The organism is Natrialbaceae archaeon AArc-T1-2 (assembly GCF_030273315.1).
Lineage (GTDB): Archaea > Halobacteriota > Halobacteria > Halobacteriales > Natrialbaceae > Tc-Br11-E2g1.
In genome coordinates this window covers 2,145,533-2,165,725 of record NZ_CP127174.1, presented here as the reverse complement: position 1 = coordinate 2,165,725, position 20,193 = coordinate 2,145,533, and the positions used below count along the sequence as shown (strand labels likewise).

18 protein-coding genes are annotated in these 20,193 nt (G+C 63.7%); 10 read left to right on the top strand and 8 right to left on the bottom strand.

The window, feature by feature from the left end; all coding sequences use genetic code 11:
- Window positions 1-4 precede the first annotated feature (4 nt).
- Both QQ977_RS11100 and QQ977_RS11095 read left to right on the top strand, forming a co-directional pair.
- Window positions 5-211: a cold-shock protein gene (locus QQ977_RS11100; RefSeq protein ID WP_011323528.1), complete on the top strand. Its 207-nt coding sequence runs from the start codon at window positions 5-7 to the stop codon at window positions 209-211.
- Between the two features lie 321 nt (window positions 212-532).
- Window positions 533-1,372, top strand: a complete 840-nt coding sequence (locus QQ977_RS11095) for an arsenite methyltransferase (protein ID WP_285925818.1) — start codon at window positions 533-535, stop codon at window positions 1,370-1,372.
- A gap of 46 nt (window positions 1,373-1,418) precedes the next feature.
- Here QQ977_RS11095 and QQ977_RS11090 read toward each other — a convergent pair whose 3' ends face one another.
- Window positions 1,419-3,149, bottom strand: coding sequence for an L-lactate permease (locus QQ977_RS11090; protein WP_285925817.1), 1,731 nt, complete (start codon window positions 3,147-3,149; stop codon window positions 1,419-1,421).
- Window positions 3,150-3,307: 158 nt separating this feature from the next.
- On the opposite strand from QQ977_RS11090, the gene QQ977_RS11085 reads away from it, so the two are divergent.
- Together QQ977_RS11085 and QQ977_RS11080 are read left to right on the top strand one after the other, a co-directional pair.
- Window positions 3,308-4,240 (top strand): DUF368 domain-containing protein, encoded by a 933-nt coding sequence (locus tag QQ977_RS11085; protein WP_285925816.1) that lies wholly within the window; start codon window positions 3,308-3,310, stop codon window positions 4,238-4,240.
- Window positions 4,241-4,451: 211 nt separating this feature from the next.
- Window positions 4,452-4,586: a DUF7503 family protein gene (locus QQ977_RS11080; RefSeq protein WP_285925815.1), complete on the top strand. Its 135-nt coding sequence runs from the start codon at window positions 4,452-4,454 to the stop codon at window positions 4,584-4,586.
- 58 nt (window positions 4,587-4,644) lie between these two features.
- Here the strand turns inward: QQ977_RS11080 and QQ977_RS11075 are convergent, their stop codons facing one another.
- Together QQ977_RS11075 and QQ977_RS11070 are read right to left on the bottom strand one after the other, a co-directional pair.
- Window positions 4,645-6,723 carry a hypothetical protein gene (locus QQ977_RS11075; RefSeq protein WP_285925814.1) on the bottom strand — a complete coding sequence of 693 codons (2,079 nt, stop codon included), beginning with the start codon at window positions 6,721-6,723 and terminating at the stop codon, window positions 4,645-4,647.
- 60 nt (window positions 6,724-6,783) lie between these two features.
- Window positions 6,784-7,173 carry a secondary thiamine-phosphate synthase enzyme YjbQ gene (locus QQ977_RS11070; RefSeq protein WP_285925813.1) on the bottom strand — a complete coding sequence of 130 codons (390 nt, stop codon included), beginning with the start codon at window positions 7,171-7,173 and terminating at the stop codon, window positions 6,784-6,786.
- 155 nt (window positions 7,174-7,328) lie between these two features.
- On the opposite strand from QQ977_RS11070, the gene QQ977_RS11065 reads away from it, so the two are divergent.
- Window positions 7,329-9,152 carry an acetyl-CoA carboxylase biotin carboxylase subunit gene (locus QQ977_RS11065; RefSeq protein WP_285925812.1) on the top strand — a complete coding sequence of 608 codons (1,824 nt, stop codon included), beginning with the start codon at window positions 7,329-7,331 and terminating at the stop codon, window positions 9,150-9,152.
- Between the two features lie 16 nt (window positions 9,153-9,168).
- Here QQ977_RS11065 and QQ977_RS11060 read toward each other — a convergent pair whose 3' ends face one another.
- Window positions 9,169-10,515: a cytochrome P450 gene (locus tag QQ977_RS11060; protein ID WP_285925811.1), complete on the bottom strand. Its 1,347-nt coding sequence runs from the start codon at window positions 10,513-10,515 to the stop codon at window positions 9,169-9,171.
- Between the two features lie 322 nt (window positions 10,516-10,837).
- Here QQ977_RS11060 and QQ977_RS11055 point away from each other — a divergent pair, with 322 nt between their 5' ends.
- Window positions 10,838-11,665, top strand: a complete 828-nt coding sequence (locus QQ977_RS11055) for a hypothetical protein (RefSeq protein WP_285925810.1) — start codon at window positions 10,838-10,840, stop codon at window positions 11,663-11,665.
- A gap of 63 nt (window positions 11,666-11,728) precedes the next feature.
- Window positions 11,729-12,148: a hypothetical protein gene (locus QQ977_RS11050; protein WP_285925809.1), complete on the top strand. Its 420-nt coding sequence runs from the start codon at window positions 11,729-11,731 to the stop codon at window positions 12,146-12,148.
- Here QQ977_RS11050 and QQ977_RS11045 read toward each other — a convergent pair.
- Window positions 12,145-12,579: a universal stress protein gene (locus QQ977_RS11045; protein ID WP_285925808.1), complete on the bottom strand. Its 435-nt coding sequence runs from the start codon at window positions 12,577-12,579 to the stop codon at window positions 12,145-12,147. The genes QQ977_RS11050 and QQ977_RS11045 overlap by 4 nt on opposite strands.
- Before the next feature lie 98 nt (window positions 12,580-12,677).
- Between QQ977_RS11045 and QQ977_RS11040 the strand changes: the two genes are divergently transcribed.
- From QQ977_RS11040 to QQ977_RS11030, 3 genes are all read left to right on the top strand, one after another.
- Window positions 12,678-13,358: a metal-dependent transcriptional regulator gene (locus QQ977_RS11040; protein WP_285925807.1), complete on the top strand. Its 681-nt coding sequence runs from the start codon at window positions 12,678-12,680 to the stop codon at window positions 13,356-13,358.
- Between the two features lie 157 nt (window positions 13,359-13,515).
- Complete coding sequence (locus QQ977_RS11035; RefSeq protein ID WP_285925806.1) at window positions 13,516-14,448, top strand: ZIP family metal transporter; 933 nt, start codon at window positions 13,516-13,518, stop codon at window positions 14,446-14,448.
- A gap of 172 nt (window positions 14,449-14,620) precedes the next feature.
- Window positions 14,621-15,154, top strand: coding sequence for an Rrf2 family transcriptional regulator (locus tag QQ977_RS11030; RefSeq protein ID WP_285925805.1), 534 nt, complete (start codon window positions 14,621-14,623; stop codon window positions 15,152-15,154).
- Window positions 15,155-15,293: 139 nt separating this feature from the next.
- Here QQ977_RS11030 and gyrA read toward each other — a convergent pair whose 3' ends face one another.
- The 3 genes from gyrA to QQ977_RS11015 all read right to left on the bottom strand — a co-directional run bounded on the left by gyrA (window position 15,294) and on the right by QQ977_RS11015 (window position 20,080).
- Complete coding sequence (gene gyrA, locus QQ977_RS11025; protein WP_285925804.1) at window positions 15,294-17,750, bottom strand: DNA gyrase subunit A; 2,457 nt, start codon at window positions 17,748-17,750, stop codon at window positions 15,294-15,296.
- Window positions 17,751-17,765: 15 nt separating this feature from the next.
- The gene (gene gyrB, locus QQ977_RS11020) at window positions 17,766-19,736 is read right to left on the bottom strand and encodes a DNA topoisomerase (ATP-hydrolyzing) subunit B (protein WP_285925803.1); all 1,971 of its coding nucleotides are present in this window, start codon (window positions 19,734-19,736) and stop codon (window positions 17,766-17,768) included.
- A gap of 98 nt (window positions 19,737-19,834) precedes the next feature.
- A complete protein-coding gene (locus QQ977_RS11015; protein WP_285925802.1) occupies window positions 19,835-20,080 on the bottom strand; it encodes a DUF5822 domain-containing protein in 246 nt (81 codons plus the stop codon).
- Window positions 20,081-20,193: the final 113 nt, after the last annotated feature.

The following is a 20,193-nucleotide window of genomic DNA, read 5'->3' as shown; positions in this document are numbered from 1 at the left end:
TGCAATGGCAAACGGAAAGGTTGATTTCTTCAACGACACTGGCGGCTACGGTTTCATTTCGACTGACGACGGCGATCTCGACGACGACGAAGACGTGTTCTTCCACATGGAGGATGTCGGCGGGGAGGACCTGACGGAAGGGACCGAGGTCGAGTTCGACATCGAGTCCTCACCGAAGGGGCCTCGCGCCGCGAACGTCGTCCGACTGTAATACCGAGACACACTCGTCGCTTACAGCGACAAACAATACCCTCGGTTTTTCAGACGATCACACGTTGCAGCTAAAGCTATCTGCTCAATCCAGAAACACTGACATCGGGAACGTTGCGTGACCGACACGCGCTCTGTATCTTGCACTGCCTTCCGTAACCATTCCCATCTCAACATTTTCCACCCGGGTTGAACCGAAATAAATCGGCTGTGAATGTTTCTATGACACGCTACCGACCCCAACATCTATATTAGTGTATTGTGATATTGTTGTCTGTCGGAAGGCGTCGACGGCGGAGTCGGTGACCCACCCCCCATCAGTATGAGCGATAACACGACATCACCGGACGACGACAGAACCGTACACGACGCGACGAAGCGACGTCGGGAAGTACGAACTCGATATGCGGAGATCGCGACAGGTTCGGCGGCCTGTTGTGACGACACGGAGCCGACGTCCTGCTGTGGTGATACCGAACTCGAGCGTGCGGACCGTTCGCGGCTGGTCGGCTACTCCGACGGCGACCGCGCTGCGGTCGAGCCGGGAGCGGATCTCGGCCTCGGCTGTGGGAACCCGACCGCGATCGCGGCCATCGAAAACGGCGACACCGTTCTCGATCTCGGTTCCGGTGGCGGGTTCGATTGCTTCCTTGCGGCACGAGAAGTCGGTGACGACGGCCGGGTTATCGGCGTCGATATGACGCCGGAGATGGTCGAACGGGCCCGCGAGAATGCCGAGACGAACGACGCGTCGAACGTCGAGTTCCGACTCGGCGAGATCGAACACCTCCCCGTCGCCGACGAGTCGGTCGACGTGATCACGTCGAACTGTGTCGTCAACCTCTCTCCGGACAAACCGCAGGTGTTCCGTGAGGCCTATCGCGTCCTCCGTCCGGGTGGGAGACTCACGATCTCCGACGTGGTGTCGACCGCCGCGTTGCCGCCCGACGTGCGAACGGACCCGGAGTCGATAACCGGCTGTATCGCCGGCGCGTCGCCGATTCCGGAACTCGAGACGATGCTTCGAGACGTCGGCTTCGTCGACGTTTCGATCGATCCGAACGCGAAGAGCCAGGCGTTCATCCGCGAGTGGGCCGACGCGTACGATCCGAGCGAGTTCGTCGTGGCAGCGACGATCGACGGTCAGAAACCGACGACGTAACGTCGGGCGTCGTCTCACCACCGCCGTTCGACGACGTCGTCTCCGGCTAGAAGACGCCCGGAAAGAGGACGTACACGAAAATCGTCGTCACTGCGCCCGCGGCGAGCAGGTAGTAGACGAGCGGGAGGAGTGTGAGTCGGATCACGTGACCGGTCTTGCCGACCAGTCCGACCGTCGCAAGCGCCGCGATCACGTTGTGGATCGCGACCGTGTTTCCGATGGCCGCGCCGGCGGCCTGTGCGCCGACGACGAGTTGCGTCGACAGCCCGAGGCGTTCGGCGACCTCGAACTGGAAGACGCCGAACGTGATGTTGCTGACCGTGATCGAGCCGGCGACGAACGAGCCGAGCGCGCCGACGGCCGGCGCGACCGCGGGATAGGCGGGACCGACCGTCGCGGCCGTCCCCTCCGCGAGGACGACGATCATACTTCCCGCCGCCGGTGCGCCGGGGTGTTCGCCGGACTCGAGCATAATCTGGACCATCGGAATCACGAACACGAGCGCGACTGCCGGCCCGGCGATCCGGTCGGCGGCGTCACGCCAGGCCGCGCGGACCGCCTCGCCGGACGCGCGATGAAGCGGGATGGCCACGAGCGCGCTACAAAGCAACCAGGTGCCGGGGGCGTACGCCCACGCGATCTCCCCCTCGAGAGTCGTCCCGAACACGCCCTCCCACGCGAGCACCAGCCCCGGCGTCTCGCTCAAGAGAGTCTCGAGGGGGACGACGAGCCGCGTGAGCAACAGGAGTGCAACGAGAACCAGGTACGGTGCCCAGGCACGAACCAGCGACATCGACGGTTCGTCGGCGAGTGCAGCATCGGCCTCTGCGTCGTCGCTTCCCGGGTCGACGTCGCCGACCCAGTGGTCGGGCCAGTTCTCCTGGGGCGGAAACGTCCAGGTAGAATCGGGCTCGAGGTAGCCCGCCCGAAGCGAGCCGACGACGACCGCGCCGCCGACGATCGCGCCGACAACCGAGGGGAGTTCGGGGCCGAACAGCCACGCCGTCACGAGCGATGGACCGACGAAGGCGACGCCGGCGACCAGACAGAGTGCGGCGACCTCGCGGATCGCCTCGAGCGGACAGTCGTCGTCCGCACCGAAAAACGCGACGACGATCGCGACGGTCAGCAGCGGCATGACGACGCCGACGAGCGCGTGGACGAGCGCCGCCCAGCCGCCGACCGATGCGGAAAACTCCGCGACGGTCATGCCGCTCTCGCCGATCGAGCCCTCGACGCTTGCAAGCGGCTGCTCGAGGCCGACGATGATCGGCGTGCCGACGGCACCGAACGTGGTCGCGACCGCGTGACCGACGAGCGCAGCGACAACCGCCGCGAGTGCGGGAAAGCCGAGAGCAAGCAGGAGTGGTGCGACGACCGCAGCGGGGGTTCCGAAGCCGGCGACGCCCTCGAGAAACGTCGCGAGAAAGAACGCGAGCAGGACGGTCTGGACGCGTCGGTCCTCACTGATCGCGGCGAAGCCGGCGTTGATCCGGGCGACCGCCCCCGAGTGGACGAGCGTGTAGAGCAAGACGAGCGCCCCGAAGACGATCCAGAGGATCTCGAGGGCAGTCATCACGCCCACGAGTGACGCGGCGGTGAGCCACGCTGGCGGAACGTCCCAGGCCACGTATGCGACGACGACGGCGGTCAGCCACGCGACCGGCATCGCACGAGAGGCGGGCCAAAGCAGCCCGACGAGCAAGATCGCGACGACGAGCAACGGCAACGCCGCCAGTACGACGCTACTCGCCGCCGCGGTTCCTAGAAATACCATCTGCCACGTGGAAACGTCGCCCATCTGCTTATATGCGATCCCGAAGCGGACGATCGATCAGGGCCGGTCCGGGCCGATCGGCTGCGGTCGAATACATAATCCGAACTACCTAGCGACAGTGCGAACGCTTTTACGGTCGTCCAGAATACCCACGCGCGATGCGAGAGCTTCTCGTCGTCTACTGTAAGGGGTTCGCGATGGGGGCGGCCGACGCCGTCCCCGGCGTCTCCGGCGGGACGATCGCGCTCATCGTTGGTATCTACGACCGACTGATCCGGGCGCTCACGGCGATCGATCCACGGACGTTCCGGGCGGTCGCACGGGTGTACGACGCGGAGGGTCGTTCGGCGTTGCTCGACGCTCTCGAGCGGACGGACGCCGTCTTCCTGGTCGCGCTCGGACTCGGGGTCGCGTCAGCGATCGTCGTGCTCTCGCGCGTCGTCACCGTCGCGGTGGAGACGTATCCGGTTCCGACGTACGGCTTTTTCTTCGGTCTGATCGCCGCCTCGGCAGTCGTCCTCTACGGGCAGATCGACGCCTGGACGCCCCGGCGACTCGTGGTCTCGGTGCTTGGGGTCACACTCGCGGCGCTCGTGACCGGCGCGACGGCGACTGGGGCGTCACACGGTCCGATCGTGATCTTTCTCGCGGGTGCGATCGCGATCTGTGCGATGGTCCTTCCCGGCGTGTCGGGAGCGTTTTTCCTGCTCGTGCTCGGACAGTACGAGTACCTCGCTGGCGTGTTGAGCGAGTTCGTAGACGGCGTAATCGCACTCGCTAACGGCGAGTCGTTCGCGCCCGTGATCGAGACCGGAACCGTCGTCGCCGTCTTTGGCGTCGGAGCGGTTATCGGGCTGTTCACGATGGCTCACGTCGTCCGGCGTGCACTCGATCGGTACCGCGTCGCGACGCTTGCGTTTCTCGTGAGTCTGATGGTCGGTGCGTTGCGTCTGCCGATCGAGCGGGTGTACGCGAACCTCGGTGACGCCACGACCGCCGATCCCAGTGTTGCACTCGCCGCGGCCGTCGCCGGCGCCGGTGCCGTAGTCGTTCTCGATCGGTACACCGACGACCTCGAGTACGTCGATTGAGATCCACACGTCACGCAGTGAATGTTCACCCCGCCCACGGTGGGGCGGGGTACCCGGCCTCGATCCCTTTATGGAACGGTGATTTTTTCGCGTTCATAGACCGACCGGTTCCCGATCCATCGAATCGTAGCGCCAGTATTGCAATTATGTTTATTCACATATGTAATATTTAGATAATTTTATTGCTGTTGGAAATTACTATTGGAATGCAATGTCGGACAACGACCGCATGCACGACTACCTCGCAGAGCACCCACGAATGATCGGCGCGCTGTTTACGCTGCTTTTGTTGCTGAGTCAGGCAGGCTCGGCCGCAGCGAGCTCGAGCAGTCTCACTGGTCCGTAAAAAGCGACTGATTGGTTCGAACGGCTCTTTTCGCCGATTCCAGCGGAAAAACGAGGATTCACTGGAGCAGTTCTGGATTGAGACCGGTCGTCCACTGTAACTCGCCGTCTCGTAATACCGGTGTCTCGGCCCAGGTGAAGTACTCCCGGAGTACCTGTTCTGAAACCCGATAAGCTGGCGTCCGATTCGGCGTGAGATGACGATCGTTCACCGATTCGAGGTTCGACGCGGTGGCCGTTCCGAGCCTGTACTCTTTCGTCGGGTACGACCGAACCGAAACGTCGAACGTGTCCTCGCTGGCCCGCTCGAGGTTGATAACGAGGGGGGCACCGCCTGCAGACTGTGCGATGTCGGCCGACCCGTCACCGACGACGAGGTACTCCTCGCCCAGCGTCGAGTGGTTCCGTGCAATCTCGAGAGCAGCCCGCAATGGGAACCCGAGGTTCAACAACCGGGCGATCGTTTCGCCGCTCTCGACGGCGGACTCGTTGTCGACGTCGGCGACGGTCGCAACGCCGCCGAATGCGCCCTGTCGAACGAGTTCGAGTCCCTGCTCATAGGACTGGCAGGCGTTGAGAAAGAATACGCCGACGTCGATCGACTCGAGCGTGCAAACGTCGAGCGTTCCGTCGGGACACTCGAGTCCGTCCGGCGTGGCGTGGCCGACGTAGTGAAGGAAGTCGTAGCTGTCGGTCTCGAGCAACGTTCCCAGCCGGTCGGTACTCGCACCGAATTCGGAGTCGACATCGAACGGGAGCGCGTCCCGGCTGCCGTATGTCTCGTCGAGCAGATCGTGCTCCTCGAGCATGCGGACATCGTTACAGACGAGCAAAATTTCGATCGTTTCGCTTCGTTCGCCGCGTTCGAGTTGGTTTCGGAAGGACGCATTCGTCGCCTTCGATGCCGTCTGTGGCACGCCGTCGCCGAACCACGCGTGCTCGAGTGCCTCGTCGTTGACGTCCGGGATGACGAACGACACGTCGTCGGCCTCATCCGTCGGGCGAGGAACGTCGCGGTCGAGACGCGTCGATCTGGTCAGGGAAGCTTCGTTCGCCCGAACAGATCGCTCGACCGTTCGTCCCCGAGGTTCGCGGACGATACCCAGCTCGTTGACGATGAACGGCAACAGTTCGACGCTCTCCGGTTCCATCGGAAGGTGAGCAGTTAGTGGCCACTGGGGGACGTACGGCTCGATCGACTCCCAGGGAACGTCGAGATACCGCTCGAGTCGGACCGGGTGCGGGCAGTCGTAGGTCGATTCGATATCGAATTCGACGGCGTCTGCCAGTCCCGTCCGTTCGTAGAAGTCGATCCGGTAGATACCTGTCCCACGAACCAGGCAGTCGAGCACAAAAAATCGCTTCAGGAGCCGTGCGACGTCGTCTTCGAACCGGCGCTCATCGCCGATCGGGCGTTCGAACCGGGGCGTCTCGAGTACTGGCTCAGCCGCGGGTCGTAGCGTCGTTCCGAGATAAAACGACAGCGGTGCAACCGTGTAGACGTGGCGATAGTCCGCCGGCACGCCGAGTGTCACGTCCGTTGCCGGTGACGACGTATCGGACGGAATCTCGAGCGTCTCACCGCGTTCGATCAGCGGCGGGTGACCTCTAAGCGAGGGCCAGGATCGTTCCGGAGAAGTTGCCTTCAACGCCGAGGACAGCGCCGACACTGCGTCCAGTATCGACTCGGGATCGTCCGGGGTTCGGATCGTCGAGGCGGGTCGTTCGTGGTGGGAACGCGCACCGATCGTAACCGTCGTCGGTCGCTCGAACTGCAGTCGGTTCGCGGTAATGCCGGCCTCGATCTGACACGGCCCGGGAACGCGACAGTAGAACTTGATTGGACCGTCCAAATCCACGAAGAGTTCGTCCCGCTCAAACGACGCGCTATCACCGGATTCAACGGTTCGCTCCCAGCGCCCGTTCTCGTCGTGGATACTGACGTGGTATCCCTGGTCGAAGGTGAGCGACTCCGTCGTAATCGAGCAGGCTGTATCAACCGGGAAACAAAAGTCGTCAGTATCAGCGGGTGACAGTGAAACCCGGGCCGACGTTCGAACGTGTACGCGACGCTGTTCGATCGCGTCGTGGACCTGAAACCCCGGCGGGTCAGCTGTCTCCGCAAACTGGATCGCCATCTCCCATCGGTTTTACTATTCGCGGCCTTCCTAAAAATCAATCGCCCAAACATCTCCGTATCAAACGGCCGTCACGCGTACACGACGAGTGCGTGGCCCGTCACACTCGACGAGCAGGATCGATTGCCACGTTCCGAGCGCGAGGCCGCCGTCGACGACCGGCACCGTAACCGAGGGACCGAGTAACGTCGCTCGCAGGTGCGAGTCAGCGTTGTCGTCGATCCGATCGTGGGCGTGGCCCTCGTCCGGAACCAGCCCCGAGAGAAATGACTCGAGGTCCGCACGCAGTCTGGACTCGTTTTCCTGGACGACGAGCCCGGCCGTCGTGTGCTCGACGAACGCGGTGCAGACGCCGTCGGCGTGGTCGTCGGGAACCGCGTCGGCGACCGTGTCGGTCACGTCGACGGTCGTCAGCCGGGCGTCGGTGTCGACGGTGAACGTCGCTGTCATACACGGTCAGGCGACGACCAGCGCGAAAAAGCTGGCGTTCGTGTCGTCGTGTCACGGTGACGGACCGACAGTCCGTAAACGTTCACCACCGGCGGGGTTTACCCCGGCTGGTTGCGAAAAAGTAAGGTAGGGCCCCCACCTCGTTTCACTCAGGAATGTTCCGGAAGGTTCTCGTCGCGAATCGCGGGGAGATCGCTGTCAGAGTGATGCGTGCGTGTGAAGAACTGAATATCGGCACCGTCGCGGTCTACTCGGAGGCCGACAAAGACGCTGGCCACGTCCGCTACGCCGACGAAGCCTACAACGTCGGTCCCGCCCGGGCAGCCGACTCGTATCTCGATCACGAGGCCGTCATCGGGGCCGCCAAAAAGGCCGACGCCGACGCCATCCACCCTGGCTACGGCTTCCTCGCCGAAAATGCCGAGTTCGCCCGCAAAGTCGAAGACACAGAGGGGATCACCTGGGTCGGTCCCGCCGGCGACGCGATGGAAGCCCTCGGCGAGAAAACGAAAGCTCGCACGATCATGGACGAGGCTGACGTCCCCATCGTTCCCGGCACCACCGACCCCGTCACCGACCCCGAGCAAGTCCGTGAGTTCGGCGAGAAACACGGCTACCCGATCGCCATCAAGGCCGAAGGTGGCGGTGGCGGTCGCGGCATGAAGGTCGTCTGGGACGAAAGTGAGGTCGAAGACCAACTCGAGAGCGCCAAACGCGAGGGCGAGGCCTACTTCGACAACGACTCGGTCTACTTAGAGCGCTACCTCGAACAGCCCCGCCACATCGAGGTTCAGATCGTCGCCGACGAACACGGCAACGTCCGTCACCTCGGCGAGCGTGACTGTTCGCTCCAGCGCCGCCACCAGAAGGTCATCGAAGAGGGTCCCTCGGCGGCGCTGACCGACGAACTCCGCGAGAAGATCGGCGAGGCCGCTCGCCGCGGCGTCGCCGCCGCCGACTACACCAACGCCGGCACCGTCGAGTTCCTCGTCGAGGAGGAACCCGGCCGTGACGGCCCACTCGGACCCGACGCTAACTTCTACTTCCTCGAGGTCAACACCCGTATCCAGGTCGAACACACCGTCACCGAGGAGATCACTGGCATCGACATCGTCAAACGCCAGCTCCAGATCGCCGCCGGCGAGGAGATCGACTTCGAGCAGGACGACGTCGAGTTCGACGGCCACGCCATCGAGTTCCGCATCAACGCCGAAAACGCCGCCAACGACTTCGCCCCCGCCACCGGCGGCACCCTCGAAACGTACGATCCGCCGGGTGGCGTCGGCGTCCGCATGGACGACGCCCTGCGCCAGGGCGACGACCTCGTCACCGACTACGACTCGATGATCGCCAAACTCGTCGTCTGGGGCGAGGATCGCGACGAGTGCATTTCCCGCTCGCTGCGAGCCCTCCGTGAGTACGACATCGAGGGTATCCCAACCATCATCCCCTTCCACCGGCTGATGCTCACCGACGAAGAGTTCGTCGCCAGTACCCACACCACGAAGTATCTCGACGAGGAGATGGACCACAGCCGCATCGAGGAGGCCCAACAACAGTGGGGCGAGGACACCACGAGCGAGGAAGCCGACGACGAGGTCGTCGAACGCGAGTTCACCGTCGAAGTCAACGGCAAACGCTTCGAAGTCGAACTCGAAGAACGCGACGCACCCCCGATGCCCGCCGTCGACGGCGGCGACGCCACCGCCTCCCGACCCGACCACATCGGTACCAGCGACGGCGACGACGTCGAGATCGACGGCGACGGCGAAGTCGTCGACGCCGAAATGCAAGGCACCATCCTCTCGGTCGACGTCGACGAAGGCGAGGAGGTCGCCGCCGGCGACGTGCTCGTCGTCCTCGAGGCGATGAAGATGGAAAACGACATCGTCGCCTCCCGTGGCGGCGAAGTCTCACAGATCGCCGTCGCCGAAGGCGACAGCGTCGACATGGGCGACACCTTAGTCGTCCTCGAGTAAGGTCGCCTACGCTGCGTTACCAGCCGTCTCGCCGGTGGACGGTCATCCGGATCTCGTCTTTCGGACGTGCCGTTATTACTGCCCGCAGGTCGAGGTCCGTCCCGGGAACGAGCTCGAGGTGATACTGGTCGTAGATCGTCGCGAGCACGAGCGTCGCCTCGAGCATCGCAAAGCGGTCGCCGATACACCGGCGTGGCCCGGCCGAAAACGGAAAGTACGCCAGTTTCGGCAGCTCCCGTTCCAGCTCGTCGGTCCAGCGTTCCGGCTGGAAGGCAAGCGGGTCGTCGTACCAGCGCGAATCCCGGTGGACGACCCACTGGTGCATCCGAATCGTCGCACCCGCCGGAATTTCGTAGCCGCCGACGACGTCGGGCTTTGCGGGCTCGCGGACGACGCCCGGAACCGGCGGATACAGCCGCATCGTCTCTTTGAGGACCCGCTCGGTGTAGGACAGCTCTGGGACGTCGGCCATCGTCGGGGGATCGCCGTCGAGGACGTCCTCGAGCTCCGCGACGAGTCGGGTCTCGACGTGTGGATGCTGGGCCAGCAGGTAGGCGGCAAACGAAAGCGCCAGCGCGGTCGTCTCGTGTCCGGCGAGCAACAGCGTCACCACCTCGTCGCGAACCTCCTCGCGCGTGAGCCCGCGACCGTCGTCGGTCGTCGCCTCGAGCAGCGTCGAGATGACGTCGTCGTCGGATCCATCCGAGCGGGACGCGATCAGCCCGTCGACGACGTCGTCGATCCGCGTTCGAGCGCGTCGAATTCGCACTCGTGAGAGAGTCGGCACTCCGGGCGGCAAGACGAGGTGTGAGAGGCGTTCGGTCGCACGCATGAATTCCTCGAGCGCCGAGCCGATCGTGTCGACGTGGTCGTCGATCTCGACGCCGAAGAGGGCGCGTGCGACGATTCGTAGCGTCACCGTCATCATGTCCTCGTGAAACGGCCGCGTCTCGCCGTCGGTCCAGTCCTCGAGCGTCTCCGTGGTGACGTCGGTCATCATCGAGGCGTACTCCTCGATCCGGTCGGGGCCGAACGCGGGCTGGATCAGGTGACGGTTTCGTCGCCAGATCGCCCCCTCGCTGTTCAGAATGCCGTTTCCCGTCATCGGGCGCAGGATCGTCTGGAAGTTCTCGCCTTTGAGGTAGTTCTCGTTGTTCCCGACGAGCACCTGTTCGATATACTCCGGGTGGTTGAGTTGGTAGACGGGTCCGCCCGGGTCCTCCCAGGCCACGACGTCGCCGTACTCGCGAGCCATCCGGGTCATGAACCCGTACGGATCACGGAGAAACGAAGGGTGTGTGCCGAGCACCGGCAGGCCGTCGGGCCCCGGTGGCATTCCGTCGGGGTCGACGTCGCGTCGCATCGACGAACTAGACGAGCTCGCCCCTGCTATGTCTACCGGTCGCATACGCCACTCGAGAAACGGCGAGCCGCGAGCGCGGCCGTCTCGGGCGAGAGCGTTACACCCGGTCATGGTCCAGTCAACGGTTGCGTGGACTGAACGGCCGACTGAAGCCGTGTCGAGGCCACTCACGGCAGCCGACTGTTGAACGAATCATGACCGGGTGTAGTGATCGTCGGTCGCGACCGACGCCCCGGCTGGCACGAGTCGAACACGTCGGGAACGATACCAATCGCGATCGCCAACATGGTTTACAACCCCTGTCGGTGTGGCAGGTCATGACATGAGCGAGGATATCGGGACCGTTTCCCGACGAACCGTCGTACGAGCAGTCGGCACCACCGCGGCGTTACCGTTCGTCGGAACGGCGACGGCGGACGAGGACGACCGACGCGCGGATCGATTCCGCTGTCCCGACGCTACCGTTCACCCCGAAACGAGACGTTGTGAGGGCACGGAGATGGAGGGTTGCACCGGCGATCATCCCGCCACAGAAGAGCTCCAGACATCGGTTGCAGAGACGATAGAACAGGAGTACCCGACCGTGGGAGCGTTGATCGACGCCGGGTTCAAGCCGTACTTCGATACCGTCGTCGGCGAGGAGTACGCCCACTGGCTGTCCCCGGAGTACATCGGCGACGACGCCGTACTGGATCCCGACCGGCCCGAGTCGATACTGGTCGACGTCAATCAGTGGCGACCGATCGGAGTCATGTTCGTCGCCACGCGAGACGGCGAACCGATCGAGGAACCGCCCGCCGTGTACGACGACGAGCAGCGGTGTTCGCCGTGGCACTATCACGTGGGGCTTCCCGGACGGTTCGCGTGGTGGTACTACCGACAGGTCTACGAGGACGCCTACAGGTCGGGTGAACTCCTGTTCCCGTGTCGAACGCCCTGTATGATGCACGTCTGGACGTATCCGGGCGACGAGGCGATCTACGCCCACGAGAAGCCGCCGCGAGAGGAGTACGGGCCACCGGAAGACGGCGCCGGGTTCGAGACGGACGCACAGCCGGGAGACGACGAACTCGACTGGGACGTGCTGCCGGACGACGTCGTCCCCGAGACGAAACCGCGCGAGCTATTCGATCGCGTGACCGATCGGTGACGTCGCGACGGGACTGAAAACACCAACCTATTAACCCCTTCGTCACTCCCGTTTCGGACGTCGATGGCGTCTACCCGACGATCGCCGATCCTCTATCTCGTGTTCGTCAGCGCCGTCCTCGTGACGGCGGTCGTCCACCTCCAGTTCGTCCCCGACTACTTCCCCGACGACCCGTTACGTGCGACGCCGGTTCTCGTGATCGGCTGGATCGCGTTCACGGTCGTCTTCTACGCGGCGGGACGGCTCTTTGCGACGCCGGGGACGTTGCCGAGCATGCGGGCCGCGGATATCGGCACGGCGTTGTTTCTCGTCTCCCTGCTGGCAGCGGGCGCGCTAGACGCGTTCGGGTTCACAGCACAGGCAGTCCCCGAAGCGTACGTCCTCCCCGGGCTCGGCATCTACGCCGGCCTCGCGTTGCTCGGCTGGTCGATCGGGAAACGAACGACAGCGATCAACCGGATCGCAGCCGACCGGGACCGTTAATCCGTCCCGCTGTCGACGAGCACCTGCACGTCGCCGAAGCGAACCACGTGGTCGGTGACGCTCCCGAGTGCCATCCGCTGGAGGCCGCCTCGGCCGCGCGTGCCCATGACGATCAGGTCCGCGGACACGTCGTCGGCGTACTCGAGGATCGTCTCGCCCGGCGGTCCCGACGGCACTGCCGTCGTCACCTCGAGGCCGCGGGCCTCGCCGCGGTCGGCGACCCGCGAGACGTACTCGCGGGCGCGTTCGCGGATCGCGTCTTCGGCGCTTTCGGCGTCGCCCGGGAGTCGGAGCCCGCCGACGGGTCCGGTGTCGGCGACGCAGACGACGTGGACGGCCGCGTCGTGAGCCTCGGCGAGTCCGAGGGCGGTCTCGGCTGCCGACTCGGCGTACTCGCTACCGTCGGTGGGAACGAGGATGACGTCGTACACGGGCTGTGCCACGAGCCGTTGGGAGAAAGATCCTCCGGCTCGACGCCACGATCGACGACGGAACCTTTAGGGTTAGACGCCACTAAACTCGAGATACGATGATGCTGAGCGACGTGATGGAAGACTACCTCAAGACCATCTACCGGCTCCAGCAGGACTCGGACAACCGGATCAAGACGTCCGAGATCGCCGAGGAGCTCGCGGTCACGTCGCCGACCGTCACCAGCATGCTCGAGAAGCTCGAGGAACGGGGGCTCGTCGACCGCGAGAAGTACCGTGGCGTGACGCTGACCGACGAGGGCGAGACGGTCGCACTCGAGGTAGTGCGTCACCACCGGCTGCTCGAGTCCTACCTCACCGAGCACCTCGATTACGACTGGTCGGAGGTCCACGAGGAGGCAGACCGGCTCGAACACCACATCAGCGAGGATTTCGAGGAACGGGTCGCCGCGGCACTCGACGATCCCGACGTCGACCCACACGGCTCGCCGATCCCGGGGGCCGACCTCGAGCCGCCGGAGCGGTCGGCGGGCGAGTCGATCACGCAGTTTTCGGAGGGTGACGTCGTCCTCGTCGAGGAAGTCGCCGACCACGATCCCGACGTGCTCTCGTATCTCGCCGACCACGGCGTCGAGCCCGACGTCGAACTCGAGATCGTCGAGGTCGCACCGTTTGGCATGGTGACGGCACGGCCAACGAGCACGGACGACACGGTCTCGCTCCCCGAAGGCGTCGCCCATCACGTCCGCGTCGCGCGACCGGCTGAAGCCGAATCGTAGATGCAGCCGTCGCCGGGTGGTCGTACTCGTTCCGACCACCGGATTAGATGGACTCTATCTCTATATTTGGGGGAAAAGCTATAAGTTTAGATGCCTCTAAATAGTATTCGATGAGAGAGAATTTCGTCCCTGAAACGACTGGAGGTGCCGAGAGACGATGACGAGTCGGTCCCTGTACGAACTCCCCCGCTGGATGCTCGCGATCGGTCCCGTCGTGATCTTGCTCGCGGTCTTCGGCGTGCTCTATCTGACCTCGCCGTTTGGCGATCTGGCGTCGGTCGAAGACGCGAGCATGCTCGAGATCGTCTGGATGCTGACGGTCATCGGTGCGATCGCAGGTATCGTTCCGGTCGCGATCGGGATGCTCTGGTTTCCGTTCATCCGGGAACTCGACACCCGCTACCTGCACGCGTTTCTCGCGTTAGCGGCGGGTGTGCTCGCGTTTATCGCCGTCGAGATGACCGAGGACATGATCTTCGACTATGGCGTCGAGGTCGAACACACGATGATGGCCGTCGCGGCGGCGGCTCTCGGCATCGGCGGCACGTTCGCCGTCATGTACGCCGTGAGCAGGTGGCGACAGCGAACCATGGCGTCGGCGGAAAAAAGCGGCCTCGAGATCGCCTACCTCGTCGCCCTCGCGCTCGGGCTACACAGCATCGGCGAGGGGCTCGGAATCGGCGTCGCGTACATCCAGGGAGACGCGACGTTGCTCACGTTGCTCGTCCTGGCGTTCGTGATGCACAACGTCATGGAAGGGCCGACCGTCGTCGCCGCAGTCGCTCGCGAACGGACGACGCCGCCGCTTCGTCACTTCGCCGCGATGGGGGTCATCGCCGGTGGTCCCGTCATCCTCGGCGGCTGGATCGGCAGCTTCGCCCAGTCGAACCTGCTCGCGGTGTTGTTCTTCGCGATCGCGATCGGTGCCATCCTGCAGGTGCTCATCGAGGTCGCAGAACTCATCCGGTTCGACGCCGAGGCCGCCCTCACCCGGACGACCACCGCGACGTTCGCCCTCGGTTTCGTTCTCATGTTCCTGCTCGAGGACGTCTTTACGGACGTCGTTCTCGAGGGACTGCTGATCGGCTGACACCACCCGAGAAGATACCGCCAGTGTGTCATACTGTTCGTGAACGAACCGACCGTTCCCGTCGTCATACCCGAAAGATCGTTTACGACCGCCCCCGGTGTGACTGTCAAACGCGAGCGAAACGGATGGCCAACCCACCGGGTTTAAGGAAAGCAACGACGAATGTCACACCATGTCTTCGATCGAACTCACCCCGAGCCAGAAGAAAATCCTGCGCGCACTCACGAACCTGCACAAAGAGTCCGAGGACGCGATCAAAGGCGAAGACATCGCCGAACAGGTCGATCGTAACCCGGGGACGATCCGCAACCAGATGCAGAGTCTCAAGGCCCTCCAGCTCGTCGAGGGTGTACCTGGCCCGAAAGGCGGCTACAAACCCACGGCAGCAGCCTACGAGGCTCTCGAGATCCAGCGGATGGACGACCCCGCCTCGGTACCCCTTGAACACGAGGGCGAGCCGGTACAAGACGTTATCGTCGAAGAGATCGACCTCTCGAGCGTTCACCACCCCGAGCTCTGTCGTGCTGAGGTTCACATTCAGGGGTCGACGAGCGACATCAGCGAGGGCGACGACGTCGTCGTCGGTCCCACGCCGCTTTCGAAACTCGTCATCGAGGGAACCGTCGACGGAAAGGACGACACGAACAACGTGTTGATCCTGCGGATCGACGACATGGTCGCTCCCGCAGAGGAAGCCACTCACTAGAATCCGGAGCCGAACGAAGACGAAACAGGAGACGCCATCGCCGGGAACATACTGACGTCATACGGATTGCTGTACCGATGCACCGGTGCAACCGCAGAACGGTCGCGGTTGCGCCGGGACAGACGGACAACGGTCCGTATCAGTCGTCCCCGGCTGGCAACACGTCGACGCTTGCAACCGCATCGCCGTCTGCGACGTCCATCACTGTCACGCCCATCGTGTTTCGGCCCACGCTCGAGATCTCGTCCGCTCGAGTTCGCATGATCTGACCCTCTTCGGACATTATCACGAGGTGGTCTCCGACCGTGACGGCTTTGACGTCGGTCACCGGACCGTTTCGGCCGTCTGTTTTGATGTCGATCAGCCCCTTGCCGTACCGGGACTGACTGCTGTAGGCCGACAGTGGCGTCCGTTTGCCGTAGCCGTTTCGGGTCACCGTAAGCAAGGCCCGGCCGTCGCCTTCCTCGGTCGCGACCAGTCCGGCGACGGCGTCGCCGTCTTCGAGTTTGATACCGTTGACCCCGCGTGCGTTGCGACCCATCGCCCGGACCTCGGACTCGTCGAAGCGGATCGTCATCCCGCCTTCCGTCGCGATCACGAGATCCTGTGAGCCGTCGGTGACCTCGACGTCGACGAGTTCGTCGTCGTCTCCGAGACTGGCGGCGATGATCCCCGTCGAGAGAATATTCTCGAACTCCTCGCCGGCCGTCCGTTTGACGTAGCCATCCTGTGTGACCATCGTCACGTACTCCTCGGCGTCTACGGCGTCGGTGTCGACGATGGCCGTGATCTCCTCGTCATCCTCGAGGTCGAGCAGGTTGACCGCGGACTTCCCACGAGCGGTGCGGCTCATCTCGGGGATCTCGTAGGTCTTGAGCTGGTAGACGGTACCCTGGTTGGTGAAACACAACAGGTAGTCGTGGGTGTTCGCCCGGAAGACGCTCGTCACGCGATCGCCCGATTTGACGTCCGCGCCGATGATACCCTTGCCGCCTCGACCCTGCGGATCGAACTGCGAAGCAGGCATCCGTTTGACGTAGTCGTCTTCGGTCATGACGACGACGACATCCTCCTCGGGAATGAGGTCCTCGTGAGTCACCGTCCCCTCGTCTTCGAGGATCGAGGTTCGCCGTTCGTCGGCGTACTCGGCTTTGACCTCGCGGAGTTCGGCTTTGATCACCTCGAGTAGCTCCTGTTCGCTCTCTAAGATCTCGGTCAGGCGTTCGATCTCCGCCTGGACGTCGTCGTACTCGGCTTCGATCTCGGCGGCCTCCATCGAGGTGAGACTGCCGAGTTGCATCCGGACGATGTGATCCGCCTGATCGGCCGAGAATCCGTATACGTCCCGCAGGGCCGTCTTCGCGTCGGATCTGGTCTCGCTATCGCGAATCAGCTCGACGACATCTTCGGCGTTCTCGACGGCTTTGAGCCGCCCCTCGAGGATGTGTGCGCGGTCTTCGGCCTCGGCGAGTTCGTACTCGCTTCGTCGGCGAACGACCTCTCGGCGGTGAGCGACGTACTCCTCGAGCGTTTCCTTCAGCGAGAGGACCTGAGGCTGGCCGTCGACCAGCGCGAGGGTGATGACCCCGAACGTCCGCTCGAGGCGACTCTCTAAGAGCTTGTTCTCGACGACATCGGCGTTCGCGCCGCGTTTGAGTTCGATGACGATACGGACGCCGTCGCGGTCGGACTCGTCGCGCAGGTCGGAGATGCCCTCGAGGTCGCCCTCGGTAACGTCCTCGGCGATGCGTTCGACCAGCCGGGCCTTGTTGGCCTGGAACGGAAGTTCGGTGACGACGATGCGTTCCCGACCGTTTTTCCACTCCTCGAGTTCGTACTCGGCTCTGACCCGGATACGGCCGCGGCCAGTCTTGTAGGCGTTGTAGATGGCGTCCCGACCGACGATGTTCGCGCCCGTCGGGAAGTCCGGACCCGTGACGTGGTCCATCAGGTCTTCGACGGTCGCGTCGGGGTCGTCGATGAGTTCGATCGTCGCGTCGATCACCTCTCCGAGGTTGTGCGGCGGGATGTTCGTCGACATCCCGACGGCGATCCCCGAGGAGCCGTTGACGAGCAGGTTCGGGAAGGCCGCAGGGAGCACGTCGGGTTCTTGCAGCCGGTCGTCGTAGTTCGCAGAGAAGTCGACGGTATCTTTCTCGATGTCCTCGAGCAGTTCTTCGGCGATCGGTGCCATCCGGGCCTCGGTGTATCGCTGGGCCGCGGGCGGGTCGCCGTCCATCGAACCGAAGTTGCCCTGGCCGTCGACGAGCGGGTGACGCATCGAGAAGTCCTGAGCCATCCGGACGAGCGTGTCGTAAATCGCCTGATCGCCGTGTGGGTGGTAATCACCCATCGTCTCGCCGACGATCGACGAGGACTTCCGGTGGGAGGAACCGCTCGTGACGCCCATCTCGCCCATCGCATAGAGGATGCGCCGGTGAACCGGCTTCAGACCGTCTTCGACCCGCGGGAGCGCACGACCTGCGATGACGCTCATCGCGTAGTCGATGTAGCTCTGTTCCATCTCGTCCTCGATGCGGACGTTCTCTACTGCTCGTGCCTCGACGTCGGTCGGATCGGGTACGTCTGAGCTCATAGTAGCATCACCTCGTCAGATGTCGATCCACTCCGCTTCCGGAGCGTTCTCTTTGATAAACTGCTTTCGCGGTTCGACGGCGTCGCCCATCAGCACCGAGAACATCTTGTCCGCCGCCGCGGCGTCCTCGATCGTGATCTGTTTCAGGATGCGGTTGTCGGGGTTCATCGTCGTCTCCCAGAGCTGTTCGGGGTTCATCTCGCCGAGTCCCTTGAACCGCTGGACCTGCGATGGGGAGCCGTCGCATTCTTCGTCGACGATCTCGTCTCGTTCCTCGTCAGTCATCGCGTCGTAGGTCTCACCGCGATACCGGATGCGATACAGGGGCGGCTGGGTCGCATAGACGTAGCCGTTCTCGAGCAGCGGACGCATGTGCCGATAGAAGAACGTGAGCAACAGCGTCCGGATGTGTGCGCCGTCGACGTCGGCGTCGGTCGCCAGAATGATCTTCTCGTAGCGGACGTCCTCGACGTCGAACTCGTCGCCGATCCCGGCACCGATGGCCGTGATGATGTTGCGAATCTGGTCGTTCTCTAAGATGCGGTCCAGCCGGTGTTTCTCGACGTTGAGAACCTTTCCTCTGATGGGAAGCACGGCCTGGAACTCCGGATTCCGGGCCTGTTTCGCGCTGCCGCCTGCGGAGTCACCCTCGGCGATGAACAGCTCGGCTTCGCTTGGATCGCGTGTCTGACAGTCCGCGAGTTTGCCGGGCAGGGAGGTCGACTCGAGTGCGGACTTTCGTCGCGTCAGTTCTTCGGCCTTCTTCGCCGCCATGCGAGCTTTCGCCGCCTCGACAGCTTTCGCGACGATCGCCTCGGCGGTGTCGGGGTGTTCCTCGAAGTACGTGCCGAGTCCCTCGTGGACCGTACTCTCGGTGATTCCTCGAACCTCGCTGTTTCCGAGTTTGGTCTTCGTCTGTCCTTCGAACTGCGGGTCGGGGTGTTTGACCGAGATCACCGCGGTCAGTCCCTCGCGGATGTCCTCGCCTTTGAGGTTCTCGTCCAGGTCCGAGAGGAGATTGTTCTCGTTCGCGTAGTCGTTGACGACGCGGGTCAGCGCCGTCTTGAACCCGGTGAGGTGGGTGCCGCCCTCGCGGGTGTTGATGTTGTTCGCGAAGGCGTGAATCGAGCCCTGGAGCTCTTCGGTGGCCTGCATCGCCACCTCGACGTGGACGTCGCCTCGCGACTCGTCGCCGCTCGGTCCGTCCGTGGAGCCTCGTTCTGCACTCTCTTCGTCCTCGAAGTAGATGACCTCCTCGTGCATCGCCGCCCGCGTTTCGTTCAGGTACTCGACGAACTCCCGAATGCCGCCTTCGTACTCGTAGACCTCTTCACGAGGGTCGTCCTCAACGCGTTCGTCACGCAGGGTGATCTCGACGCCCGAGTTGAGAAAGGCGAGTTCACGAAGGCGGTTCGAGAGCGTCGAGAACGCGAACTCGTCGGTCTCGAAGATCTCCGGATCCGGGCGAAACGTGATCTCGGTGCCCGTCTCCTCGTCGGGATCCATCTCGCGGACCCGTTCCATATCTCCCTGTGGCTCGCCCCGGACGAATTCGTGGGCGAAGACGTCGCCGTTGCGTCTGACCTCGACCTCGAGACGTGCAGAGAGGGCGTTGACGACGCTGACGCCGACGCCGTGGAGGCCGCCGGAGACCTGGTAGGACTTGCTATCGAACTTCCCGCCGGCGTGAAGCACCGTCAGGATGACCTCGAGGGCGGGCCGATCGTACTCCTCGTGGACGTCGACCGGAATGCCACGCCCGTCGTCGGCGACGGTGACCGTTCCGTCCTCCCCGATCGTGACGGTGATCGTATCACAGTAGCCTGCCAGTGCCTCGTCGATCGAGTTGTCTACCACTTCGTAGACGAGGTGATGGAGACCTCGCGAATCCGTCGAGCCGATGTACATCGCCGGCCGTTTCCGCACGGCCTCCAGGCCTTCCAGAACCTGGATCTGTCCGGCGCCGTACTCGCTGTCCTGGGACATGAGAAACCTGTCTGTGGGTAGCAGTCCGTCTCTTATAAAGGTCACGTACGCGCGCTCGCGCGAGGCGGAAAGATTGCAGCGCAGCCGTGCAGTTGCAGCTACCGCTGGTCCTGATCCTGATTCCGTTTCGCGTACGCGAACACGGAAAGCGCCGTCAACAGCCAAACGACAGCGCCGACCCGGACCGCGAACTCGGCGCGAGCACCCCAGGTCGGGAGGTCGACGGCCGTAGAGGCGAGCGCGACGATCGGTGCGCCGACGAGGATGGTGACGACAAACGTCGTCTGCATCACCCAGCCGTAGTCGACGCCCTCGGGCGTCGTCGTCTCGACGGGTTCTGGCACGACCGTGAATCGTGGCGCAGTCGCCTTAAGCCCGCCGTTTTCTCCCTTCGCGTTCGCGTCGGCATGTCGCTCTCGATCACGATCTCGAGCCCGACGCGAGACCGTAGCACGGA

Coding starts and splice junctions, on each gene's coding strand:
- QQ977_RS11040 (WP_285925807.1), top strand. CDS start 12,678: ATGATGCTGAGCGACGTGATGGAAGACTACCTCAAGACCATCTACCGG.
- QQ977_RS11080 (WP_285925815.1), top strand. CDS start 4,452: ATGTCGGACAACGACCGCATGCACGACTACCTCGCAGAGCACCCACGA.
- QQ977_RS11075 (WP_285925814.1), bottom strand. CDS start 6,723: ATGGCGATCCAGTTTGCGGAGACAGCTGACCCGCCGGGGTTTCAGGTC.
- QQ977_RS11035 (WP_285925806.1), top strand. CDS start 13,516: ATGACGAGTCGGTCCCTGTACGAACTCCCCCGCTGGATGCTCGCGATC.
- QQ977_RS11055 (WP_285925810.1), top strand. CDS start 10,838: ATGAGCGAGGATATCGGGACCGTTTCCCGACGAACCGTCGTACGAGCA.
- QQ977_RS11050 (WP_285925809.1), top strand. CDS start 11,729: ATGGCGTCTACCCGACGATCGCCGATCCTCTATCTCGTGTTCGTCAGC.
- QQ977_RS11100 (WP_011323528.1), top strand. CDS start 5: ATGGCAAACGGAAAGGTTGATTTCTTCAACGACACTGGCGGCTACGGT.
- QQ977_RS11085 (WP_285925816.1), top strand. CDS start 3,308: ATGCGAGAGCTTCTCGTCGTCTACTGTAAGGGGTTCGCGATGGGGGCG.
- QQ977_RS11065 (WP_285925812.1), top strand. CDS start 7,329: ATGTTCCGGAAGGTTCTCGTCGCGAATCGCGGGGAGATCGCTGTCAGA.
- QQ977_RS11060 (WP_285925811.1), bottom strand. CDS start 10,515: ATGCGACGCGACGTCGACCCCGACGGAATGCCACCGGGGCCCGACGGC.
- QQ977_RS11095 (WP_285925818.1), top strand. CDS start 533: ATGAGCGATAACACGACATCACCGGACGACGACAGAACCGTACACGAC.
- QQ977_RS11030 (WP_285925805.1), top strand. CDS start 14,621: ATGTCTTCGATCGAACTCACCCCGAGCCAGAAGAAAATCCTGCGCGCA.
- QQ977_RS11090 (WP_285925817.1), bottom strand. CDS start 3,149: ATGGTATTTCTAGGAACCGCGGCGGCGAGTAGCGTCGTACTGGCGGCG.
- QQ977_RS11070 (WP_285925813.1), bottom strand. CDS start 7,173: ATGACAGCGACGTTCACCGTCGACACCGACGCCCGGCTGACGACCGTC.
- gyrA (WP_285925804.1), bottom strand. CDS start 17,750: ATGAGCTCAGACGTACCCGATCCGACCGACGTCGAGGCACGAGCAGTA.
- gyrB (WP_285925803.1), bottom strand. CDS start 19,736: ATGTCCCAGGACAGCGAGTACGGCGCCGGACAGATCCAGGTTCTGGAA.